General features: G+C 42.0%; 17 protein-coding genes and 1 tRNA gene. 12 read left to right on the top strand and 6 right to left on the bottom strand.

The genetic code is table 11. From position 1 onward, the window contains the following. The first annotated feature begins 222 nt into the window (after nt 1-222). Together ACFQ21_RS13485 and ACFQ21_RS13480 are read left to right on the top strand one after the other, a co-directional pair. Complete coding sequence (locus ACFQ21_RS13485; protein ID WP_377579733.1) at nt 223-1,278, top strand: hypothetical protein; 1,056 nt, start codon at nt 223-225, stop codon at nt 1,276-1,278. Between the two features lie 98 nt (nt 1,279-1,376). Then, the gene (locus ACFQ21_RS13480; protein WP_377579732.1) at nt 1,377-2,105 is read left to right on the top strand and encodes a hypothetical protein; all 729 of its coding nucleotides are present in this window, start codon (nt 1,377-1,379) and stop codon (nt 2,103-2,105) included. Between the two features lie 565 nt (nt 2,106-2,670). Here the strand turns inward: ACFQ21_RS13480 and ACFQ21_RS13475 are convergent. Next, a complete protein-coding gene (locus ACFQ21_RS13475) occupies nt 2,671-3,735 on the bottom strand; it encodes a serine hydrolase domain-containing protein (RefSeq protein WP_377579730.1) in 1,065 nt (354 codons plus the stop codon). A gap of 211 nt (nt 3,736-3,946) precedes the next feature. On the opposite strand from ACFQ21_RS13475, the gene ACFQ21_RS13470 reads away from it, so the two are divergent. The 3 genes from ACFQ21_RS13470 (at nt 3,947) to ACFQ21_RS13460 (ending at nt 6,438) form a co-directional block, all read left to right on the top strand. Then, entirely contained in the window at nt 3,947-4,762 is an 816-nt protein-coding gene (locus tag ACFQ21_RS13470) for an AraC family transcriptional regulator (protein ID WP_377579729.1), read from the top strand. A 73-nt stretch (nt 4,763-4,835) separates the two neighbouring features. Beyond that, entirely contained in the window at nt 4,836-5,330 is a 495-nt protein-coding gene (locus ACFQ21_RS13465) for a VOC family protein (RefSeq protein WP_377579728.1), read from the top strand. Between the two features lie 241 nt (nt 5,331-5,571). Beyond that, nucleotides 5,572-6,438, top strand: coding sequence for a DUF2911 domain-containing protein (locus ACFQ21_RS13460; RefSeq protein WP_377579727.1), 867 nt, complete (start codon nt 5,572-5,574; stop codon nt 6,436-6,438). A gap of 727 nt (nt 6,439-7,165) precedes the next feature. Here ACFQ21_RS13460 and ACFQ21_RS13455 read toward each other — a convergent pair. The 3 genes from ACFQ21_RS13455 to ACFQ21_RS13445 form a co-directional block, all read right to left on the bottom strand. Further along, the gene (locus ACFQ21_RS13455) at nt 7,166-7,843 is read right to left on the bottom strand and encodes a hypothetical protein (RefSeq protein ID WP_377579726.1); all 678 of its coding nucleotides are present in this window, start codon (nt 7,841-7,843) and stop codon (nt 7,166-7,168) included. A gap of 305 nt (nt 7,844-8,148) precedes the next feature. Next, a complete protein-coding gene (locus ACFQ21_RS13450; protein WP_377579725.1) occupies nt 8,149-8,706 on the bottom strand; it encodes a hypothetical protein in 558 nt (185 codons plus the stop codon). A gap of 192 nt (nt 8,707-8,898) precedes the next feature. After that, on the bottom strand, nt 8,899-9,432 hold the full coding sequence (locus ACFQ21_RS13445) for a hypothetical protein (RefSeq protein ID WP_377579724.1): 534 nt from the start codon (nt 9,430-9,432) through the stop codon (nt 8,899-8,901). A gap of 179 nt (nt 9,433-9,611) precedes the next feature. On the opposite strand from ACFQ21_RS13445, the gene ACFQ21_RS13440 reads away from it, so the two are divergent. From ACFQ21_RS13440 to ACFQ21_RS13410, 7 genes are all read left to right on the top strand, one after another. Then, on the top strand, nt 9,612-10,943 hold the full coding sequence (locus ACFQ21_RS13440) for a hypothetical protein (RefSeq protein ID WP_377579723.1): 1,332 nt from the start codon (nt 9,612-9,614) through the stop codon (nt 10,941-10,943). 214 nt (nt 10,944-11,157) lie between these two features. Next, nucleotides 11,158-12,405, top strand: a complete 1,248-nt coding sequence (locus ACFQ21_RS13435; RefSeq protein WP_377579722.1) for a TolC family protein — start codon at nt 11,158-11,160, stop codon at nt 12,403-12,405. A gap of 8 nt (nt 12,406-12,413) precedes the next feature. Then, on the top strand, nt 12,414-13,376 hold the full coding sequence (locus ACFQ21_RS13430; protein ID WP_377579721.1) for an efflux RND transporter periplasmic adaptor subunit: 963 nt from the start codon (nt 12,414-12,416) through the stop codon (nt 13,374-13,376). A gap of 11 nt (nt 13,377-13,387) precedes the next feature. Beyond that, nucleotides 13,388-13,687: a DUF190 domain-containing protein gene (locus ACFQ21_RS13425; RefSeq protein WP_377579720.1), complete on the top strand. Its 300-nt coding sequence runs from the start codon at nt 13,388-13,390 to the stop codon at nt 13,685-13,687. Nucleotides 13,688-13,689: 2 nt separating this feature from the next. Next, the gene (locus ACFQ21_RS13420; protein ID WP_377579719.1) at nt 13,690-16,812 is read left to right on the top strand and encodes an efflux RND transporter permease subunit; all 3,123 of its coding nucleotides are present in this window, start codon (nt 13,690-13,692) and stop codon (nt 16,810-16,812) included. Continuing rightward, nucleotides 16,813-17,913, top strand: coding sequence for a BamA/TamA family outer membrane protein (locus ACFQ21_RS13415; RefSeq protein WP_377579718.1), 1,101 nt, complete (start codon nt 16,813-16,815; stop codon nt 17,911-17,913). It abuts the gene before it with no gap. Between the two features lie 6 nt (nt 17,914-17,919). Continuing rightward, nucleotides 17,920-19,395 carry a sensor histidine kinase gene (locus ACFQ21_RS13410; RefSeq protein WP_377579717.1) on the top strand — a complete coding sequence of 492 codons (1,476 nt, stop codon included), beginning with the start codon at nt 17,920-17,922 and terminating at the stop codon, nt 19,393-19,395. Nucleotides 19,396-19,398: 3 nt separating this feature from the next. Here ACFQ21_RS13410 and ACFQ21_RS13405 read toward each other — a convergent pair whose 3' ends face one another. After that, the gene (locus tag ACFQ21_RS13405; protein ID WP_377579716.1) at nt 19,399-20,100 is read right to left on the bottom strand and encodes a DoxX family protein; all 702 of its coding nucleotides are present in this window, start codon (nt 20,098-20,100) and stop codon (nt 19,399-19,401) included. Between the two features lie 192 nt (nt 20,101-20,292). Beyond that, nucleotides 20,293-20,367: transfer RNA gene (locus tag ACFQ21_RS13400), tRNA-Pro, on the bottom strand. Nucleotides 20,368-20,393: the final 26 nt, after the last annotated feature.

Genomic DNA, 20,393 nt, shown 5'->3' with positions numbered 1-20,393 from the left:
CAACTGAAAAAACTCTTTTTTTTTATTTTTTCCGAGATAGATACGGACGACAGCGTGAGACGCACTTGGTGACAGCGTATATTCTAAGAGGCCAAGGGAAGTATAAGCAAGCGATTGAAGAAATGGATAAGGCAATCGCGACTGGTAACGAGGACTATATAATCTTTAAAGAATTGATACGGAGAAAAACGGCAGCACAAACCATAATTTGAGAAGACCGACATGAGATATTTTATCATAATTGGGATCTTAATTTTAGCAACAACGACAATCAGTTCGTCTCAAACAATAAGTGACTCCCACACATTAAAGGAGGTCACCATTTCAGGATTTACACTTTGCCGGACGACTCTGACCGACATCCTGAAACTTGCTAACGACTTTAAACTAGTAAGTCTTGAAGAAATGGATTTGCAGAAAAATTGTTATGGACAGGATCGCAGATTTACAAATGGAGAAGGATACGCTTCTGAACAATATCCTGGACTGATTTTTCAAAAAGGGAACCACTCGGATTACGTGGGTAAAATTAGATTGACCAAGGATTTTCAAGGTAAACTACCCAATGGTTCAACCATTGATATGAAGACATTAAAATTGAGAGATGTCTTTGCTATATATCCTGAATTCAAAGAGACATGGAATTCTAGAGGTTGTTCGGACTATTGGAAATTTTCAAATGATACGATATCCTTTTATGTTAAAATAGACAAAACCATTCAGCCTCAATTTCCAATAAATGAAAAGTACTATTATGACAAGCCAATTGAGGGTATAGACTTGGTGTTGTCTTGTTATCTACTTTATAACAAGCCTGCTATTGCTTTTAGTAAAGAGCCTGAAAATGAACCTGTTTTTTTTCTCGACAGCATAAGGGTAAATAGAGGCGTTGCGACTTCGTATCAACCAGCCGAAATAGCCTCTATAACAGTTTTAAAAGGCGCCACTGGAATTAAAATTCTGGGACCTGAAGGAAAAAATGGAGTCATTTATATCTATACAAAGAACTATGTAAAAAGTAAGTACTGGGACTATTTAAAATCTAAATCGAAAGATTACTTAAAGGCTGTTCCTTCTGCTGACAAAGACAAGGATGTTGTTTACATACTAGACAATGAAGTATTGTGGAAAGATTTCGAAGGAAAACTTTTTAAACTGAACGACAGTATCTTTCGTGATATGAAAGTGATTGGTAAAAGGGCTCTAAAGAGAGATTTTAAGATTAAAGACAAGGACTGGGGAATACTAATAGGGACGCTTTCAGGTAAGGGGGAATAAGGATTATGCTTACTTACTGTTTAGGGAACCTCATTACGATGTCAGTATTCCAAAGATATTATATATTGAAATCATAGCACCCATTAGAAACCCCAACAATGAAACATTTAATCACTACCCTCTTCGTTCTTACAACAGGACTTTTATTCGGACAATCATTTGAAGGAACAGTAGTCTATAAGACTGACTTTAAATTTCAGATTTCTAAGAAAATGGCTCAAATGGGACTGACGGAAGAAATGATGAAAGAGAAAATGAAAAAAGACGGTTCCTGGACAGATAGCGTTAAGACAAGTTACAAGCAAGGTGATTACATTACTTATACGAATTTTAATCCTAGATCGTGGTCAGTATATAAACAAAAAGACAATAAGCTATATTCATTTGAAAGCGGAGAAGCTTCTGACCTGTGCACAGTAACCGATGTTTCCATAGACCTGGAATTTCAAATGACCGGTAATAAACCAACCGTGGTAAAACTCGATACTATCGCCGAAATAAACGGAATGAAATGTGAAGCCGTAAGAGTTAAATGGAAAACCGGAACATACGACTATTACTATAACAGTTCTTTTCTAAAAGTCGACAGCAAACTATATGCAAACCATATTTATGACGGTTGGGCCGACTTTCTAAAAATTTCAAATGCATTGCCAGTTAAAATAGTGAAATCAACAAAGGGCATGTCAACAGTGACGTATACATTAACCAGACATTCCGAAGAAAAAATTGATCCGAAACTATTTGTAATACCTAAACTCGTTGCAGATAAGGAACTTAATGTTATTAAAATCGCGAACAGAGAAGTAATGCGAATAAGTAAATAACTCTAGCGAGCAAAGAGGTAAATGGTTTTAAATATATACCTGAATTTGCAATTTAATTTATCGCATCTGGATATGAATTTCTCAACTTGACTAAATTTTACTTTAACGAAGAGCCAAGAGGTATATTATGTTCAGTGGGAGGGAACGGGATTTATTAGCGTTCGTTTTGCATACAACTATAGGACCGAACAAACTGTATTGGAAAATGAAAGAGATGAAGTTTATGTAGACGAACGCGAGAAACAGCGAATGGCCCATCGCTTAAGAACGGAAATTCTAGATAGGATAGACTCTATAATTGAAAAATCAGCGGACAGAGACTCCGCTATTTTTGTTTCGCCCCTTTGAATGTTGGTTCAGGATAGTAATGAGAAGGTCTACCGCTAACAATGGCTATAAGACATATGCTATATCTCGAAGGTTCTTAACTTTATGTGCTATTAAATTTCGTAAGCAGCATGGGACAATGCTGTAGGTATAAATACGCATACTTCTTATAGCTAAGCATTGTACGCAAGCGGCAAAAAAATAACGGTGAACAATGGACCGTCAATTGAAAACCTTGTTAATTTATTACAGCATTTATTTTTTGCCAGAGAGCATCGTCAAATCCGGAAAGTGCAAAATTGGGGTTTGCAGGATCTGAAGCATCGCCCATTCTTATCACTACCATATTTTTGCTGGGAATGACATAGATGCGTTGATCTTCCGCCCCCATTGCTGCATACATATCAGCCGGGGCACTGGGCACCAAAAGTCCCTCGTAAACAGTTTGGCCACCCGGTACCATATAACTTGCTTTACCATTTAGCCACCACAAATAGCCATAAGCAGGATTTATGCTTTGTGATGTACGGATGCTTTCGTTAAAAAAACTTTCGTTCACAATTTGTTCATCACGCCACTTCCCTTTGTTTAGTGCCAGTAGTCCAAACCTGGCCATACTACGGGTAGTGCTATGGTATATTTTATAAATAACGCCATAGTTCCAGCTGCCATCCATTCCTATTTTGTTTTTTAGTTTAGTATTGAAATACGCTTCGAAATCCTGGCCACTGGCCTGAGCAACAACATCCATTAATTTTTGAAAAACATTATGGTAAGACCACCGCGCACCGGCATCTTCCAGGTATGTTAAATTCGCTTTTACTACCAGATCACTTTCATCATTAATTCCCGAAGTCATGGTCAGTAAATGTTTTGATGTAATTAAGTTCTCCTTTTCTATTGGTTCACTCGTCCAGCCTGTGCCCAGGTACTGCGATACTTTATTGGTAATATCGAGTAGTGCCTCCTGCTGGGCTATTCCGGTTGTAGTGGTTACCAGTGTTTTACCTGCACTGTTCCATGGCCACGAAGTAGTTGATGCATGTCCATCAAAATACTCCTCCATAACTATTCTTCCATTTACGAGAATCATAAATGATTTGGAGTTCTTTTCAAGAAGATAATCTTTTAATGGCTGTACCGCACTTTGATTCCAGCCCAAACTGGAAATGGATTTTGTTTCCCAATCAGTACCGGTGTTTGAAGGAAAGTACATGGGGGCATCCGTGCCGGGTTCATCATCATTCGAACAACCGGAAAATACAAATGCAGCTATTACAAGGAATTTTAGATACTTCATCATAAGTTTGTTAGACTTCCAAGTTCTTAAAAAGTTTAATCATTACATTTTTTTTCTTTTTGAAAAAAAAGTCCGAATAACAGATATAAAATCTCATGTCTTTGATATGTTTCTTTCCAACGAAACGTCCTGTAATTAAGCGCGCTTTCTTGGAAGCATCTGAGGCAGCAGTGAAGGAAAATCGCATTATTATATATTAGAAAAAGTGTGAGCTGTGAACTATCAAACATTTCAACCACATACAGATTTAAAATCAGTTGTTAGTTGCTATTGGACTTTAGAAGTTTCCACAGGTAATGATGTACAAAAGCAACGGATTGTACCGGATGGTTGTATTGAAATGGCTTTTATACTGGGCGATGATATAAAGCGATATACTTCCGAAACCGGATTTATCCATCAGCCCCGGGCAATGATTCTCGGGCAAACCCTTGAGCCTTTCTATATTGAACCAACTGGATACGTAAACACATTTGCCGTTCGCTTTTATCCGTATGGCTTTGCCAACTTTGTTTCGGTGCCTATTAATAGCCTTGCCAATAAAGAGACACCAATAGAATTACTGTTTGGTAGAAATATAGCTGAAGAGTTGGAGCGTGCAATTATTCAGGCAGCAAATACACCACACCGGATAACCATTGTTGAGACTTTTCTTTTAGGCAGACTAAATAACGAGGCAACCATAGACAACATCGTCAAGATGACCATAGACGCCCTTTTATCAACGAACGGAAGTGCTTCGATAAAAACAATCCTCAAAGAAGATTTGTCTAAAAGAAGACAGCTCGAAAGAAATTTCATCAAACAAATTGGTGTCAGTCCAAAACAGTTAGCGAAGGTGATCAGATTACAAGCCGCCTTAAAAATGATGCTCAACGGAAATCCTGAAAACCTGACAGCTATAGCGTATGAAAGCGAATACTTTGATCAGGCTCATTTTACGAAAGACTTCAAAGAGTTTACCGGTATCAGTCCAAAAGAATTTTTAGGTAACGAGACGTTAACGCTTTCCACTCTTTTTTACAAATAGACCGCGTGTCGCATTTTTACAATTTTTAGCTACCCTCGAAATTTAGCTTTGTACTGTCAACTAAATTATATAGATGAAAAGTACAATTGCAGGCGTCATATTGATTTTTGTCTTTGGCATTTTGGCGTGTGATAATAGGAGTAAGTCAGTTTCTGAAACACAAAACACTGATTCGATCGTAACTAAAAACACAAAAGATATGAATAGCTATATTTCCATTTTTGAAATCCCGGCAACAGATATAGTGAGGGCATCCACTTTCTACCAGGAAATTTTGGGAGTAAAAATTGAGCGAATGGATTTTCCGGGACTGCAAATGGGATTGTTCCCCTATGAAGAGCAACTGGTGGCGGGTGTAATAATGAAAGGAGAAGATTACAGGCCTTCTGCTGGCGGAGTAACTATATATTTAAATGGTGGAGATAACCTTCAAATTATTCTTGATAAAGTAGAGAAAAATGGAGGGAAGGTGATTGTTCCGAAAACACCTCACGCAGATGAAGTTGGGTACTTTGCAATATTTCACGATTCGGAAGGAAATAGAATTGGACTGCATTCTTCCAATTAAAAGAAGAAGAAAGCGCTCCCGACAAAATGTAAAAACTTGTAGTGGTTCGGGTACAACCCCGAACCGTTTTTTGTTATCCTTGTGCCTTCGTTACGTTCTTCATCAACGTACAGCCTGCTCGCGCAGCGTTAAATATTGTAGGTATATTTTTAGAAAATTATAACTTCGTTGCTTGAGAGATGAAATTGTATCTATACTCCTGAAAATCCGTTATATAGTTGTGTTATAAAAACGACAGGAAATGAAGATACTTTTTACATTTTGTTTACAAATCGTGACAACTGTTTGCTTATCGCAGGGAATTTTTCCGAGCCTAAGTCCGAAGGGAAATATTGAACAAACTGTTGGATTTACGAACATTTCAATAGACTACGAGCGACCAGCAGCGCGGGGACGCAAGGTATTTGGTGAATTAGTGCAGTACGATAAATTGTGGAGAACAGGCGCGGGGAGTTGTACAAAGATTCGATTCAGCAAGGCTGTTGTTATTAACAATAAAAAAATAGGCAAAGGGAGTTACTCGATCTTTAGTATCCCGGGCGCGAATGAGTGGACTGTTATATTCAATAGAGACACGACTCTCTACGGAGTGAACTCGTATGACGCCACAAAAGATATAATACGATTCAACGTAAAGTCGCGCCCTACAGGTCGATACTACGAGTCGTTGACAATAGACATTGATGTAGTGCCAAACGATGCGGTGGTATATATTTCGTGGGAGAATACTCAAATATCATTCCCGGTAAAAACAGAATCAGATAAAGCAGTCAGTGATTTTGTCCAACAACAATTGTTGACAGATAAGTCAGGAGACCCGGATGCGTATGCAACGGCAGCGGAGTATTATTACTTTCTTAACAAAGACCTGGACCGTGCCCTGGTACTTATTGACAAGGCCATTGCTATAAAAAATGAATCGTGGTACTACAGGCAAAAAGTCGACATCCTGGAACTACAAAAGAAATACAAGGAAGCGATTGACGTTGCTACGCTTGCTATCTCCATGGATCAAAAGCGAGCCGATTGGGACTCCAGATCTAAGCAGGAAAGCGAAGCGGAGTATAAGAAGCGAATTGAGGGTTTTAGAAGTCAGTTGAAAAAATAGTACAACGTTAACATCAAGATACCTTTGTTAGCCTTCTTCGTCAAACAAAAACACCCACCTCTAATGTAATATATACCTATGGTATAATTTACGATATTAATAAATATCAGCACGGAACTTAGCTATATCATTCATGAAGTTGAGCGGTATTTCAATGTTATTTTGGATCAAAAAATAATTGACAAGATTTTTGTCGATGTAGAGCACGATCAAGTCAGTAAAAAGGATTACGTGATTTTTGAAGGTGAAAAGAAAATGTTTGCCAGTCAAATGATAATCCGCGGAACTATTGATGAATACGAGCCGGAGACAATTTGGATCGAGATAAGGAATATTAAAGAAAAGGATCGAGTGTATTTAAGTGAATTATTCTCTCGGCATTAAAAGTACCGGAATGATACTACGTATAGGGATATATTAAGAAGCTATTTCCCGGAGATATTCGTTGTGGACATTTATAGTGTAAATGTCCTTATGTTGGAATATTAACGAGCATGTATGGAAATGACTTCGGAATATATTAATCTTGATTTAGAGGTAATTTCAAAACTTAAGTTTGAGAGGATTGAGTTTGTGCTATCGCATAGGAGTCTGCCCTTTATCGATGAGTTAAGAGAACAATTTAATAAACAGGTTTTCATCATTAAACTAAAAGTGGATAGCAGTCAGCCTTTTTTTTTGGGGTAAGCCTTGGAACACAACATTTTTTGAACACGCAGATGAAATTTTATTTACCTGGCGCCAAGTCTTCAAAATCGAGCCTCAGTAATTTTGTGATTTTTTTTAGCTCGTGACTAATGACTCTAGTTCGTTTTAGATATGTATTGTAATCTTTGTTGATGCACTTCAGATCTGCCAATGATAGATAGTCAGGATGATAAACTTCTGAAATGGTGGCATAAGGGAATACCTTGTCATCTTTCCGGATATAGAACACATATATCCATATCGATAGCCTGGAAGGCGGAATTCCCATCAGCGTATATAGTCTACTCCAATCGGTATCAGTAGATAGTTCTCCGAGGAAGATATTCTTTTTTTCAATCTTCCATCCTTGTGCTTTGAAAGTACTTCCTATAGATCCTCCCCGCAGAATCACTTGATGCTCTTTTGAAAAGGCACTATCAATAACGGTCGGGTAATCCACAATGGCCAGTGTGCGAGTTATATGTTTACCATCATACAGACTGGATACCCTCAACCGGGCACTGCTATAAAGTACATCAATTCCATAGCCGCCAAACTTACTGGCAATCCTTTCACTGTTTAGCAAGTTGGACGATAGAATTGAATCGCAGGGTATAGTAGCTGATGGCTGATGGTCGCTGCGTTGTGCATAACCTATCTTACCAGATAATAACGATGTGGCCAATGCCAGCGTAAATAGGTATACCTTTATTCTCATCCCCGTCACATTCCTGTATTTTTGCTGCACGAATATATCATTGAAATGCAGAGCATAAAGCTTATAACAAAAGATAATTAACTCTCATGTGTTTAGGGTGATTTGTTTAATAATGAGATACACTATATAGATATAGTGTCGGATGCGTTTTTATAGCATGCTATATTTTCGGAAATATATTAACGTTGTATAAGTATACTCCTGCCGCAGCCTGAAGCCAGCAACCAGCCGCCATCAAGTGTGGGGAAAAAAAGAGTCCCGCATACGCAGGACTCTTGTGCAGCTTGCAGTGAATATCAGCTGCGTTACATTTTACGAGGATGAACTTCGCGGATAACTTTGCCGGTAGGATCTATAAACATACCGCGCAATATTCCGTGTTCTTTTTTCTGTATAGTAACGTGGTACACAATATTTAGTTTTCCATCGGCATCAGAAGTTATCTTTTCCCGGTCGTTTACAATTTTGTAATCAGGATGAGCCACGGCAACGGCATCTATTACCGCTTGTGGTAGCTCGGCATGTTTAATAATTCGTTTGGAGTAGTGCAGGTTGCCGGCTTTGTCGTATAATGCTTTGTAGCTGTCCTGGCCTTCGCGGATATTAACCAGGTAGTATTGCGTGTCGGCATTCTTGGCTACTGCGCCATCGGTACGCACGTTCCATTGTTCACCATAAAGTACAGTGGGCAGAAAGCCCAGCTCGGTAACGATAGCCTGCGGAAAGTCATTACGAATAGCATTCATTACGGCTTGAGGTTCTTCACCTTTTTTTACAGGTGTAATGGTAACGGTCTCAGTGGATTGTGCCCATGCGCCTACGGTCAGGCAGACGCCGAGCATACATGCAAATGTTGTTTTCATACGAATTTTAAATTTTAAAGTGTGATACAGGGTTGTCTCTCATCTTGACTTTTTTGAAAGACTAAAATGGAGTAGTATATATTTTCGTATGGATGTTTTTTTAGAAATGTATATATAACGATGGCGGTGTAATTGAAAGAAAAGTCGCACCGCCTGCGCGACTTTTCTTAACCTAAACCCCCTATGAAAAAACTAGACTATCTTTTTCTCTTTCAGATGTGTTCCGTGTGGATCTGTGGTAATCAGTTTCTTTTGATTTCCCTTTCGGATGATCACGCGGTAGAACGTTACGTTGGATTTACCCTCTTTGATGATCTCGTTATCTTTAACGATAGCATACCCGGGATTGTCTCGTATTATAGCCTTCCGTACTTCCGGCGGAAGCGCTGTATCTTTGATTACTTCCTTCATGCGCAGCAGCTTGCCGTTGGTATCGTAAAGTGCTTCGCGGTGAACGTTCGAGCCCTTGATCTTTACACTATAGTAACTCGGCTTTTCTCCATTCAGATCGTTATACCCGGTAACGATATATTCTTCGCCAACCAGTTTAGCGGGTAATATAGCCCACTCTTCGCCTTCACTTCCTTTGAAATCCCGTTTGAAAGATTCAATTACATTTACCGGAATTTCAGCTTCTGCTGCTTTGATCCTGACGGCAGCACTCTGTGCCGAAGCACCCGCTATGACTGCCATCGACAGCACTACCGTTGGGATTATCTTTCTCATGCTGTATCGCTTTGTTTGACCTTTTGATTATGGCGTAGAGAGAAAGTCACGAACGTTTACAAGTTTTTTTTCGCGTGACATTTTGCCGATCGGGCATCTCAAGTGTACAAGGCTAAAGATGCCGGCGAAGTATACTTCCCATAGGCATCAATAGCCGGTGGCTCTAAATATATACATCTATGAAAGCGTTGAAATTTTTTATTCTGTCACTGATGGCATTGACACTCAGTTGTATTGCCAGAGGTCAGGCGTATGTAGACAGCCTGGCACACGAAGACCATGAGATTGCTGCAGCTATAGCGCCCTACCCGGCCGATGTACGCACCGCTATATTGGAAGCATCGCAGTATCCGCAGGCATTGGTGAAACTGGAACGTCTGCAGGGACGCACAAGTCAGTCGTTTCAGGACCTGGTGTCAGGATATCCGCGTGAAGATCAGCAGGCGCTATACCAGGCCGGACGTTACCCCGAGTTGCTCAGTAAGCTGACAGCGCTAGGCCCCGGTTCTCCGCAGGCGGATGCGTTGACGAAATCATATCCGGAAGCTGAACAAAAAGATATCATGACAGCCTATCGTACGCACTATGCAGATATAGTAAAGATGAATGATCTCTATCAGTCATCGCAAAAGTCGATGCAGAAAGTTATCGCGAAGTATCCGGCTAATGTTCAGGATGATTTTCAGAAGATCGTTGCCATGCCGGATATTATGACATTGCTTACAGACAACATTGATGTAACCGTAGGACTGGGTGAAGCCTACCAGACTGACCCGACCGGAGTAAAACAGCATCTTGATTCATTGCACAGTCAGTTGCAACAGCAGAACGATAAAGATCTGGCGGCCTATAAGAACCAGGTGGAGAACGATCCGAAGTTGCAGGAAGAAATGAAGAAAGCGGCTGATGAATTTGCCGCCCAGTATAACCAGCCCGATAACCCTACCTACGTAGTTAATAATTACTATGATAATACACCCTATCCATACTGGTTCGGTTATCCATACTGGTATGCGTCACCGATCTGGTATCCGCAGCCGCTATATTTCCATACCGGTTTTTACTACGGGCCTTCCGGTAATTTGATTGTGTGTGGTTTGCCTTCGCATCTGTATGCAAACTGGTTCTTTGGTATAGGCTATACGCATTACCCAGCGCTATACCACAACTATCATAATTACTATGCTATACATAACACCCGTGTAACAAACGTGAATGTATACCGCGGCTTTAATCATGTTGCCAACCGGCATTTTACCAACATAGTGCATAACCCGCCTATGCGCAGTACAGAGTTTGTTAACCCCGGCAACCGGATTACGGCAGGCCGAAGCATTGCCCCGGTAACACGCTCGCGCGAAACTATAAATCCTGGTGTAACGCATACGGCACCACACTATAACACGATGCCCGTGCAACATTTTAACAGTGCCGGGTTCAATCACTTTCATGCAGAGTCATTTCATAGTATGGGATGGTCGCATGCCGGTGGCGGACATTTTCATCGCTAACGTTTTAAAGAGTATATACTACATCGATTCCGGTGAGCATTGTTCACCGGATCGATTTTTCTCTACGTTTTTCTTTTATCAAAACTTTCTAACCAGCTTGTGACCTGTTTCAGAAACTGCATCTAACAACCGGAATTGTAAACCAACAACATAAGCCCTGCATGTTTTTCCTCTGCTGAACAGGACAAAAGCCGCAGCCTCTAAAAACACAACTATGAAACGCATTTTTATCATACTGCTTTGCATGTTATCACTGGAGCAGTTGTATGCACAGAAACTTCTCACACTCCGTGAATCGCTGCAACTCGCCAGAGAAAATAATCCTGATCTCAAAGTAGCAGCCTATAACATCAATGCAGCCGAAGCGGATATCAAGACAGCACAGATTCGTCCGGATCCGATCTTTAACATGCAGATACTGCAGTTAACCAATAAAAAATATTTTGCGGAAGGTACACGCTGGACAAACACTGCGAACAACCAGTGGTGGTGGCAGGTAACTAAACCGCTGCAGGTTGCAGGACAGCGCGGTAATAAAATTGACCTCGCGAATAAAATACATACGCAGTCGAAGCTCGACTATCGTGAAAATGCCCGAGGTATATATTATACCGTAGCCAGCACGTGGCTCGATGCCTGGTCTGCCAAAATAGAACTGGATATACTGGAGAAAGGTAAAGCCAATATCGACAGCCTGGTGCAGATCAATGCATACCGGTTAAAGAACAAAGTAATTACCAACACCGATCTGCAGCGTACGCAATTACTGCAGCAACAATATCAACGCGATATAGTAGCTGCACGCCAGCACTATATAAATGAATTGCAGAACCTGCGATACATGATAGGAGCAGCCGACAGTGTAAATGTTGATTTCTCGGATAATACATTCAATACAATTCTTACAGCCGGAGACAGCCTGGTGGAATTAGGAACGCACGAACGCAGTGATGTGCTGTTAGCCAAGAGTGCTATCGATGTTAGTAATTCAAATATAAAATTACAGCGATCAATGGCATACCCGCAGCCCGAAGTAGGCGGTATGTATAACCCGCAGAACAAAGTGCCTTACGTTGGCTTTTATGGTACCGTATCTATACCTCTCTTTAATCGTAATCAGGGGCAGCGTGAAAAGGCGCAGGTATTAAAATATCAATCAGAACAAAACCTGTGGGCTTCCGAGCGCCAGGCCGAAACAGAAATTACTACGGCCTATAGAAGTTATGTAACGCAGCGCCAGAATCTGGAAGACTACCAGCGGAATTTAGCGGAAGCTGATAACATTTTAAGCAGCGTACGATACTCGTATGTAAAAGGCGGTACTTCTATAATCGACTTGCTGGAAGCACAACGCTCATGGCTTGATACACAACAACGTTACTATCACACCATGGAAGAATTCAGACGAAGCTATATCCAGCTTCTTTTTGCAACAGGTATTATTAATCAAATGGCTGAATAATTTTTATCATGAACAAATATATTGTTATCGTGTTTTGTCTGACCGCCTGGGCATGTCAGAAACAAACAGCATCCGAAGCACCTAAAGCCGTACAACCTCCGAGGGTTGAAGAACAAGGCCGCAAGATCGTTTTCACCAGTGATCATAAAACGCTCTCGTTCTTTACAACCGATGTTGTGAAAAAAGAAAATATATCTGCACAGTATGCAGCGCCTGCATCAATCGCAGTTTCCATCGTTCAATCTTCCGAACGTGGTGGACGCAACACCGTGTTGTTCGACAACGCTGATCTGAACGCTACCTATTCACAGTTTTTGCAGCACATCATCAACATCCATACCCTGGAGGTAAATCTCAATCGTGTAAAGGATCTTGAACAGCATGGTGCTGCTACGGGTAAAGAAGTGCTGGATGCAGAAACACAACTTGCCAATGAAGAAGCCGCTATTACCGAGCAGGAAGCGAAACTGAAATTAGCAGGTCTTGACCCGGCACGTTTGAAAGAACCGCGCAACAAGGAAGTGTGGTTGATTTGTGAAGTTCCCGAAAATCAGATCGCACAGGTAAAGCCCGGTACGCCATGCGTGGTTACGTTCACGGCTTTTGGCGATAAGCAATATAGCGCAGTCGTAAATGGCATTGGTGCAGAAGTAGATAACATTACCCGCATGGTAAAGGTACGCGTGGTAATGCCGAATACATCCAGCCAGTTTGAGGTAGGCATGTTTGCCAATGTAATCTTTGATCTGCAAAAGAGTAATACACTCTCAGTTCCGGTAAGTGCGCTGGTAAATGTGCAGGGCAAAGACTATATGTTCGTGGAGACAGCACCCAACCAGTTTGAGCGCAGAGAAGTATTGATCGGCCAGCAACTTGATGATAAAGTTGTTGTGTTGCACGGTTTGCACGAACAGGATAAAATAGTGGTAAAAGGTGCTATGCAGTTAAAAGGTTTGTCGTTCGGATATTAACCAGACTATATATGGTAAAAGCAGAAATATATATCGATCTCGAGCGCATACACGGAGATCAGTCACTGCACGACTTTGTAATGAAGTTCTTATTGGAACACGACATTGCCGGGGCTACATCGTTCAGTGCGTATGCCGGCTTTGGTAAACATCATCGCATCAAACGGCCGAATGAGCTCTTCTCTTTTGATGAACCTCCAGTACTCATTTCCTTCATTGACGAAGAACAGAAAGTTCGCAGTGTAATCAAGAAACTGCGCGAATACCTGAAGGGAGGATTAATAATTATTCAGAAAATCGAAATGCTATAAACATGATCCGCAGGTTACTGATCATATCGCTTACCAATCGTGTTGCCATTATCATTGCATCGCTGGTGCTGATGGTGGTGGGATTGGTATGTTTCAAGTTATTAAAAATAGAAGCGTATCCGGATATAGCGGATACCAACGTTATCATCATTGCCAAATATCCGGGGCGTGCTGCTGAAGAAGTAGAGCAACAGGTAACCATACCGATAGAACGCTCACTCAACAATGTGCCGAAAGTAATTGCGCGCAGATCGCGTACCGTATTCGGACTGGCACAGATACAACTTTCATTTCAGGATGGTACGGACGATTACTTTGCACGTCAGCAGGTAATTGAACGCCTGGCTAGTGCGGATTTACCCGATGGTGTAACTCCGGAGATAGGTCCGTTAACAACGGCCGTAGGTGAAATATACCGCTATGTATTGGAAGCACCTGCCGATATCACGCCAACACAACTTCGCGACCTGCAAGACTGGGTTATTGTACCATCGTTGCTGCAAGTGCCTGGTATAGCAGACGTAGTAACATTCGGTGGACCGGTAAAAGAGTTTCACGTATTTACTGCCCCTGAGAAATTGCGCAAATATGATCTTACGCTGCCGCAGGTGCTGAATGCTATACAGGAGAACAACCGGAATACAGGCGGAAATATTATTGAGCGCGGAGGACAAGGTTTGGCGATTCGTGGTATAGGTGCTATTCGCAATGAAGAAGATATACGCAACATTGTAATTACAAGCATTAACGGTGTGCCTGTCTTTGTTAAAGATATAGCTTCGGTAGAAGTAGGGCCGCCACCACCATCCGGTATTTTGGGATATGCTATACTTCACGATGGTAAAAATGTGAACTCCGGCATAGAAGGTATAGTTTCCATGCGCAGAGGCGAGAACCCATCGGAAGTACTCAAGGCTTTGAAAGAAAAGATGGTTGACCTGCAGGTGAATGAATTTCCTGAAGGTGTAAAGATGGTTCCTATATATGACCGCACTTCGCTGGTAAACAATACGCTGGAGACCGTATCGCACACGTTGTTTGAAGGTGTGTCCATCGTAATTATCGTACTCGTACTCTTCCTCGGAAATATACGCTCGGCACTGGTAGTGGCATTTACCATTCCGTTTGCATTACTGTTCGCATTTATACTGATGAAGCTCAACGGCATACCCGCGAACTTGTTATCACTTGGTGCTATCGACTTCGGTATCATCGTGGATGGAGCCTGCGTGATGGCGGCACACCTGGTACATAAATTCAAAACAGCTACAGAAGAAGAACGCAAAGAGGGTATCATTAAACTTACACTCAATGCATCGCAGGAAGTTGGTCGCGAAATATTCTTCGCAGTAACCATCATCATCCTCGCCTATATGCCTATACTCACCATGCAGCGTGTAGAGGGTAAGTTGTTTTCACCGATGGCTATTACACTCGCGTTTGCCGTGATAGGCGCCATGGTTTGCGCGTTGACTGTTATACCTGTATTGATCTCGCTGGTATATAATAAATCATTGCAACAGGATCATGCTGAAGTTGTACCTGCATGGCGCAAGAAGATTGACCTGATCGGATGGCTCGAACGAAAATATGAAAGCAGTCTCGTAAAGGTTCTTAAATATCACAAACAGGTTGTTACCATAGGTTTTGTTATTGTGCTGGTGTTGTGTGGGTTTATTGTAAAATTAGGTACAGAGTTTCTGCCGCCACTCGATGAAGGCTCTATATGGATGCGTGCATTTTTACCTGCGGGTACTTCGGTGACTGAGACACAGAAGATATCACCGGTGATCAGAAGAGTAGTGTCGCGTCATAATCAGATTGCCACCGTTGTAACGCAGTCAGGACGAAACGATGATGGTACCGATCCGTTCCCTTCTAATCGTACGGAAGTAATCATGATCCTGAAGGACTATAAAACCTGGTCGCAGGACACAACCAAGCAAGAGTTAATTGCCGAGTTACGAAGGGAGTTGAAAGAAGAATTGCCGTCTACATTCATCTCATTTGGACAGCCTATTATTGATAACGTAATGGAATCGGTAACCGGTTCTGCTGCTGACCTCGCGGTAAATATACAGGGCTATGATATAAACCGTATGCGTGGTATAGCCGATACGGTGAAGACGATCATTAAAGGCATGCAAGGTGCTACCGATGTAGGTATGGAACAGGAAGGTCCGCAGGCACAATTGAATATACAGATCAATCGCAGGGAAGCCGCACGCTACGGTATTAATGTAGCGGATATCCAAAACATGATTGAAGCTGCTATCGGTGGTAAAGTAGTTGGCCCTATATATGATCGCGACAGACGATATGATATCGTGTTACGCTACGTGCCGGAGAACCGAAATAGTCTCGACATGATCCGCTCGATACAAATTCCGTCTGCATCCGGTGAACTTATACCGATGGGACAACTTGCCGTAGTAAAATTACTGGACGGTGAAACCAATTTATACCGTGCCGATGGCAAACGTCTGCTGATTGTAAAGACAAACGTACAAGGCCGCGACCAGGGAGGTTTTGTGGCGGAAGCAAGGGAGAAAATTACCAAGGCTATAAAATTACCACAAGGCTATACCATTGACTATGGCGGACAGTTTGAGAACCTGGAACGTGCCGGTAAACAGTTAATGATCGCTATACCGCTTACGGTAATTATGGTGCTGGTAGTATTGTTCATGCTCTTCAAAAATCTGAAGTATGCACTCATGACGCTGGTATGTGTGTTGTTCGCGCTCGCGGGTGGTATACTATCGTTGCTGATGCGCGGGTATAACTTTAACGTATCGGCTGGTGTAGGCTTTGTGTCGCTGTTTGGTCTATCGGCCATGGCCGGTGTCTTACTCATCTCAGCCATCAATCGCGAGCGTACATTAGACAACAGTAATCTTGAATTTACCCTGAGCAAAGCAGCCTCCGGACAGCTTCGTTCGATCATGATGATGCTCGTGGTAGCGATCATCGGTCTTGTTCCTGCCGCGCGCTCATCGGGAATAGGTTCTGATATTCAAAGACCACTCGCTACTGTAATTATAGGCGGGCTTACATCAACACTGATCTTTACACCTTTTCTGCTCACAGCATTGTATTACTGGATCGAGAAAAAGAAAGTCTGAATGAAAGTAACGGTCGCAGTCTCGCTCTGCTGGATATGGGCAGGTAGTTACGCGCAGGAGATAAGTAAAAGTATCCCGCTTACATGGAGCAAGACCGACCGTTACATTATTTTTCCGATGCTGGTAAAATCGCCCGAGTATAAATGGGGTGCTGGTGCTGCCGGTATATATTACTTCAAACTGAAACAGGATTCGCTTACGCGCACTTCGAATGTAAAACTGGTATCGTTCGTTACGGTGCGTAAACAGATTGTACTGGCTTCTGAAAGTAATATTTACTTTCCCAACGAAGACTTCATCTTTCACCTTACGTTAAGTGCAAGCCATTTTCCGGATAAGTTCTGGGGATTGGGTAATGCAACGCCATCGTCTGCCGAAGAAGATTATTCCATCAGTCAGTTTGATATATATCCGCAGTTGATCCGCAAGATTCGACCGAATCTTTTTGCCGGTATTAATTATGAGTTTCAAAATGTATTTCAATTCCATTACGATAGTAAACAAGGCGAAAGTCTTTTCGATCGTGAAAATATACCGGGGCGTTACGGCAGTGTCATTTCGGGGACGGGCATTGTGTTGTGTTGGGACTCGCGTAATAACGCCTTCGGTTCCAGTAAAGGTTTTTATATACAGTATTTCTACAATGCCTATCGCGACTTCTTAGGCAGTAACTATAATTTTAATATCCAGAGCCTGGATATTCGCAAATATTTTGACATCCGGCATAATCGTGTGCTGGCCTTTCAGTTGAATATGATCGCAGCACGAGGCGAAGTACCGGTCCGCGATTTTTCTGCGATGGGCACCAACATGTATATGCGCGGTTATTATGAAGGTCGCTACCAGGATAAGAACCTCATTGCTTTCCAGACCGAACTGCGCACACCGGTATATAAACGTTGGGGAGCTGTAATTTTTACCGGTGTAGGCAAGGTAAGCCCGCGTTTACCTGAATTGTTTGATTTTCAGCAGTTGAAACCTTCGCTCGGTGTCGGGCTCCGGTTTGCCCTTAATAAAAAAGAAAACCTGAATCTTCGGGTTGATGCCGGTTTTGGTAAACATTCTCAGGGAACGTATATTAATTTAGCGGAAGCATTTTAATACGGTATGAAGTTCTCACTCAACATTGTCTTTATTCTCCTCATCGTTTCCACCGTACTGTTCGTGGGCAGTTCGTACGTGCAGCATGAAAACAGTATACATCGAAAGGAATCCATCAGCCGGGTTACGCACACCTACCGCGTGATCCAGACATCAACCTATCTCATCTCATTGATGAAAGATATGGAGAACGGTCAGCATGGATTTATCATTACCGGTGACTCTTCTTTTCTCGAACCATACTACGATTCCAAAGCCGACATGACGCGCACGCTGGATACACTTGCCGTACTGGTAAGTAATAACAAGCGACAGACGTTGTTGATGCGCAATCACATTGAGCCGATTATCCGTAAAAAACTGGAAGTGCTCGATCATGCATTGGGTACGTTTACCCGTCATGGGCAGGATAGTTCCATGAACCTGATTTCGGCAAAAACCGGCAAGACCTATATGGATACGTTGCGTGTGTTGATGGATGATCTTTCGCAGCACGAGCGTTACCTGCTCAACCAACACAACATCGAGTATGAAAAAGTAAATGAGCGTGAAGATCTGATCCGCCTCATCAGTGTTATACTTATCGTGATTGCATCGGCATCTGCATTCCTTGCGCTATACAACAAACAAAAACAAAATCGAAAGTTACTGGACGACCTGGAGCATGCCAATGTTGTGCTGGAACAAAAGGTAAAAGACCGAACGGCAGAGCTGGAAAATAAAAAAGAAGAAACGCTACACCTGAATGAAGAGCTTACGCAAAATATAGAGGAACTCAAAACCATTCACGAACGACTCATTGAGTTGAATCGTGAGAAGGACCATTTCCTCGGTATAGCATCGCATGATCTGAAATCACCTGTGTCCGGATTGTTGCGCCTCATTGAAGTGATGAAGGTTGATAATGCGAAACGCTCGGCAACGGATGTACAATATCTCGACTATATGGAAGATGCCTGCACCAATATGCAGCGTCTCATTGATAACCTGCTCGATGTAAACCGGATCGAACATGGATTAACAGAGATAAACCTGCAACGCGTATCCCTTTATAAAGTATTCGAGCGGTTAAGAAACGAATTCGCACCTATTGCTTCCCGAAAAAATATACTGCTCAACGTAGCGAACTCTACAGATGAGGTATTTACCGATGAAGATGCCCTGGTGCGTATACTGGAAAACCTGTTGTCTAATGCTATCAAGTTTTCATATCCGCAGCGCAAGGTAAATTTACAGATGCACCGGTTTGATGGTAAAGTAATTTTTGAAGTGATCGATCAGGGCCCTGGTATACGCAACGAAGAGCTGCCGCGCATCTTCACGAAATTCCAGCGACTCAGTAATCGTCCGACCGGAGGAGAAGGGTCAACCGGTTTAGGGCTTGCTATCGTAAAGGAGTTGGTTCAACTCATCAACGGAGAAATTTCTGTATCGAGCAAAGTGGCGGAAGGCACTACATTTCGCGTAGTTATTCCGGATTGATGCTTATTGCTTTGCCCTCTCGTAATCATCGAGACATTTATCAAGTGAGTTACCCTGGTTGTAAATACAATCACAAAACTTTTGGCAAACCTCGGGTTTACTATTGCCGGGACATGAATTCGTACACTCCAGCATCGAGTTTCCCGGTCGGATGGTATATAAATATTGGTTTATTACAACTACGGAGATCATGATTGCGAGTACGCTTCCAAAAAATAACCACGGAAACTTGTTACTCCTCGTTTGTGTAGATGTATCGCTATGTCTTTCGGATTGCTTGATAGGTAAGATATATTTTATCCGATCATAATTCCAGCAGAGTAAATAGAAACTGGCCAGTAGCATAAACGTTGTGATGCGCGTGCCTTCGAATCGCGTAGCATACGCTAGGATACAAATGTTGAGAATGACAGGAAAGTACATGAGGGCACCGAGCAGTGCTGTTCGCGGAATGAGTAAGAGCACAGCAATTGTTAACTGTGTAAAACCAATAAAAGTATAGTAATATCCTGTAAGGTGTAATGCATCAAAGTATTGTCCCAGCGGATGATGAGCCGGCAACGCAGTGAATCGCTCGCCCATAATTTTTATAATACCGGAAGGAATAAATCCCAGCGCCAAAACAATGCGACAGAAAACAGTGAAGTAGCGCATCCATTTATTGGCTTTTGCTTCGTAGTAATATTCTTCAAGTCTGGTAAGCATGTTCATATCACAAATCGAAATCGTGATTCTATATTATTAAAAGTACTTTGTTATTCAAAGTTAATAATTGAAAATTAAAAAATATTTGAAGTACCGCCTTGAAAAGTTGATATAAGATGTTGTAATCCGGTACTGTTAAGAAACATAAAACCCTTTACATCATAAGACATAAAGGGTTTTTGTTTTATCCAGTCGGGGTGAGATGATTCGAACATCCGACCCCCACGTCCCTAACGTGGTGCGCTAACCGGGCTGCGCTACACCCCGAACTACCCAAAAATTGGGGCTGCAAT

It is taken from the genome of Ohtaekwangia kribbensis (assembly GCF_042676245.1).
Classification (GTDB): Bacteria; Bacteroidota; Bacteroidia; order Cytophagales; family Cyclobacteriaceae; genus Ohtaekwangia; species Ohtaekwangia kribbensis.
This window is presented reverse-complemented; position numbering and strand designations above follow the sequence as displayed.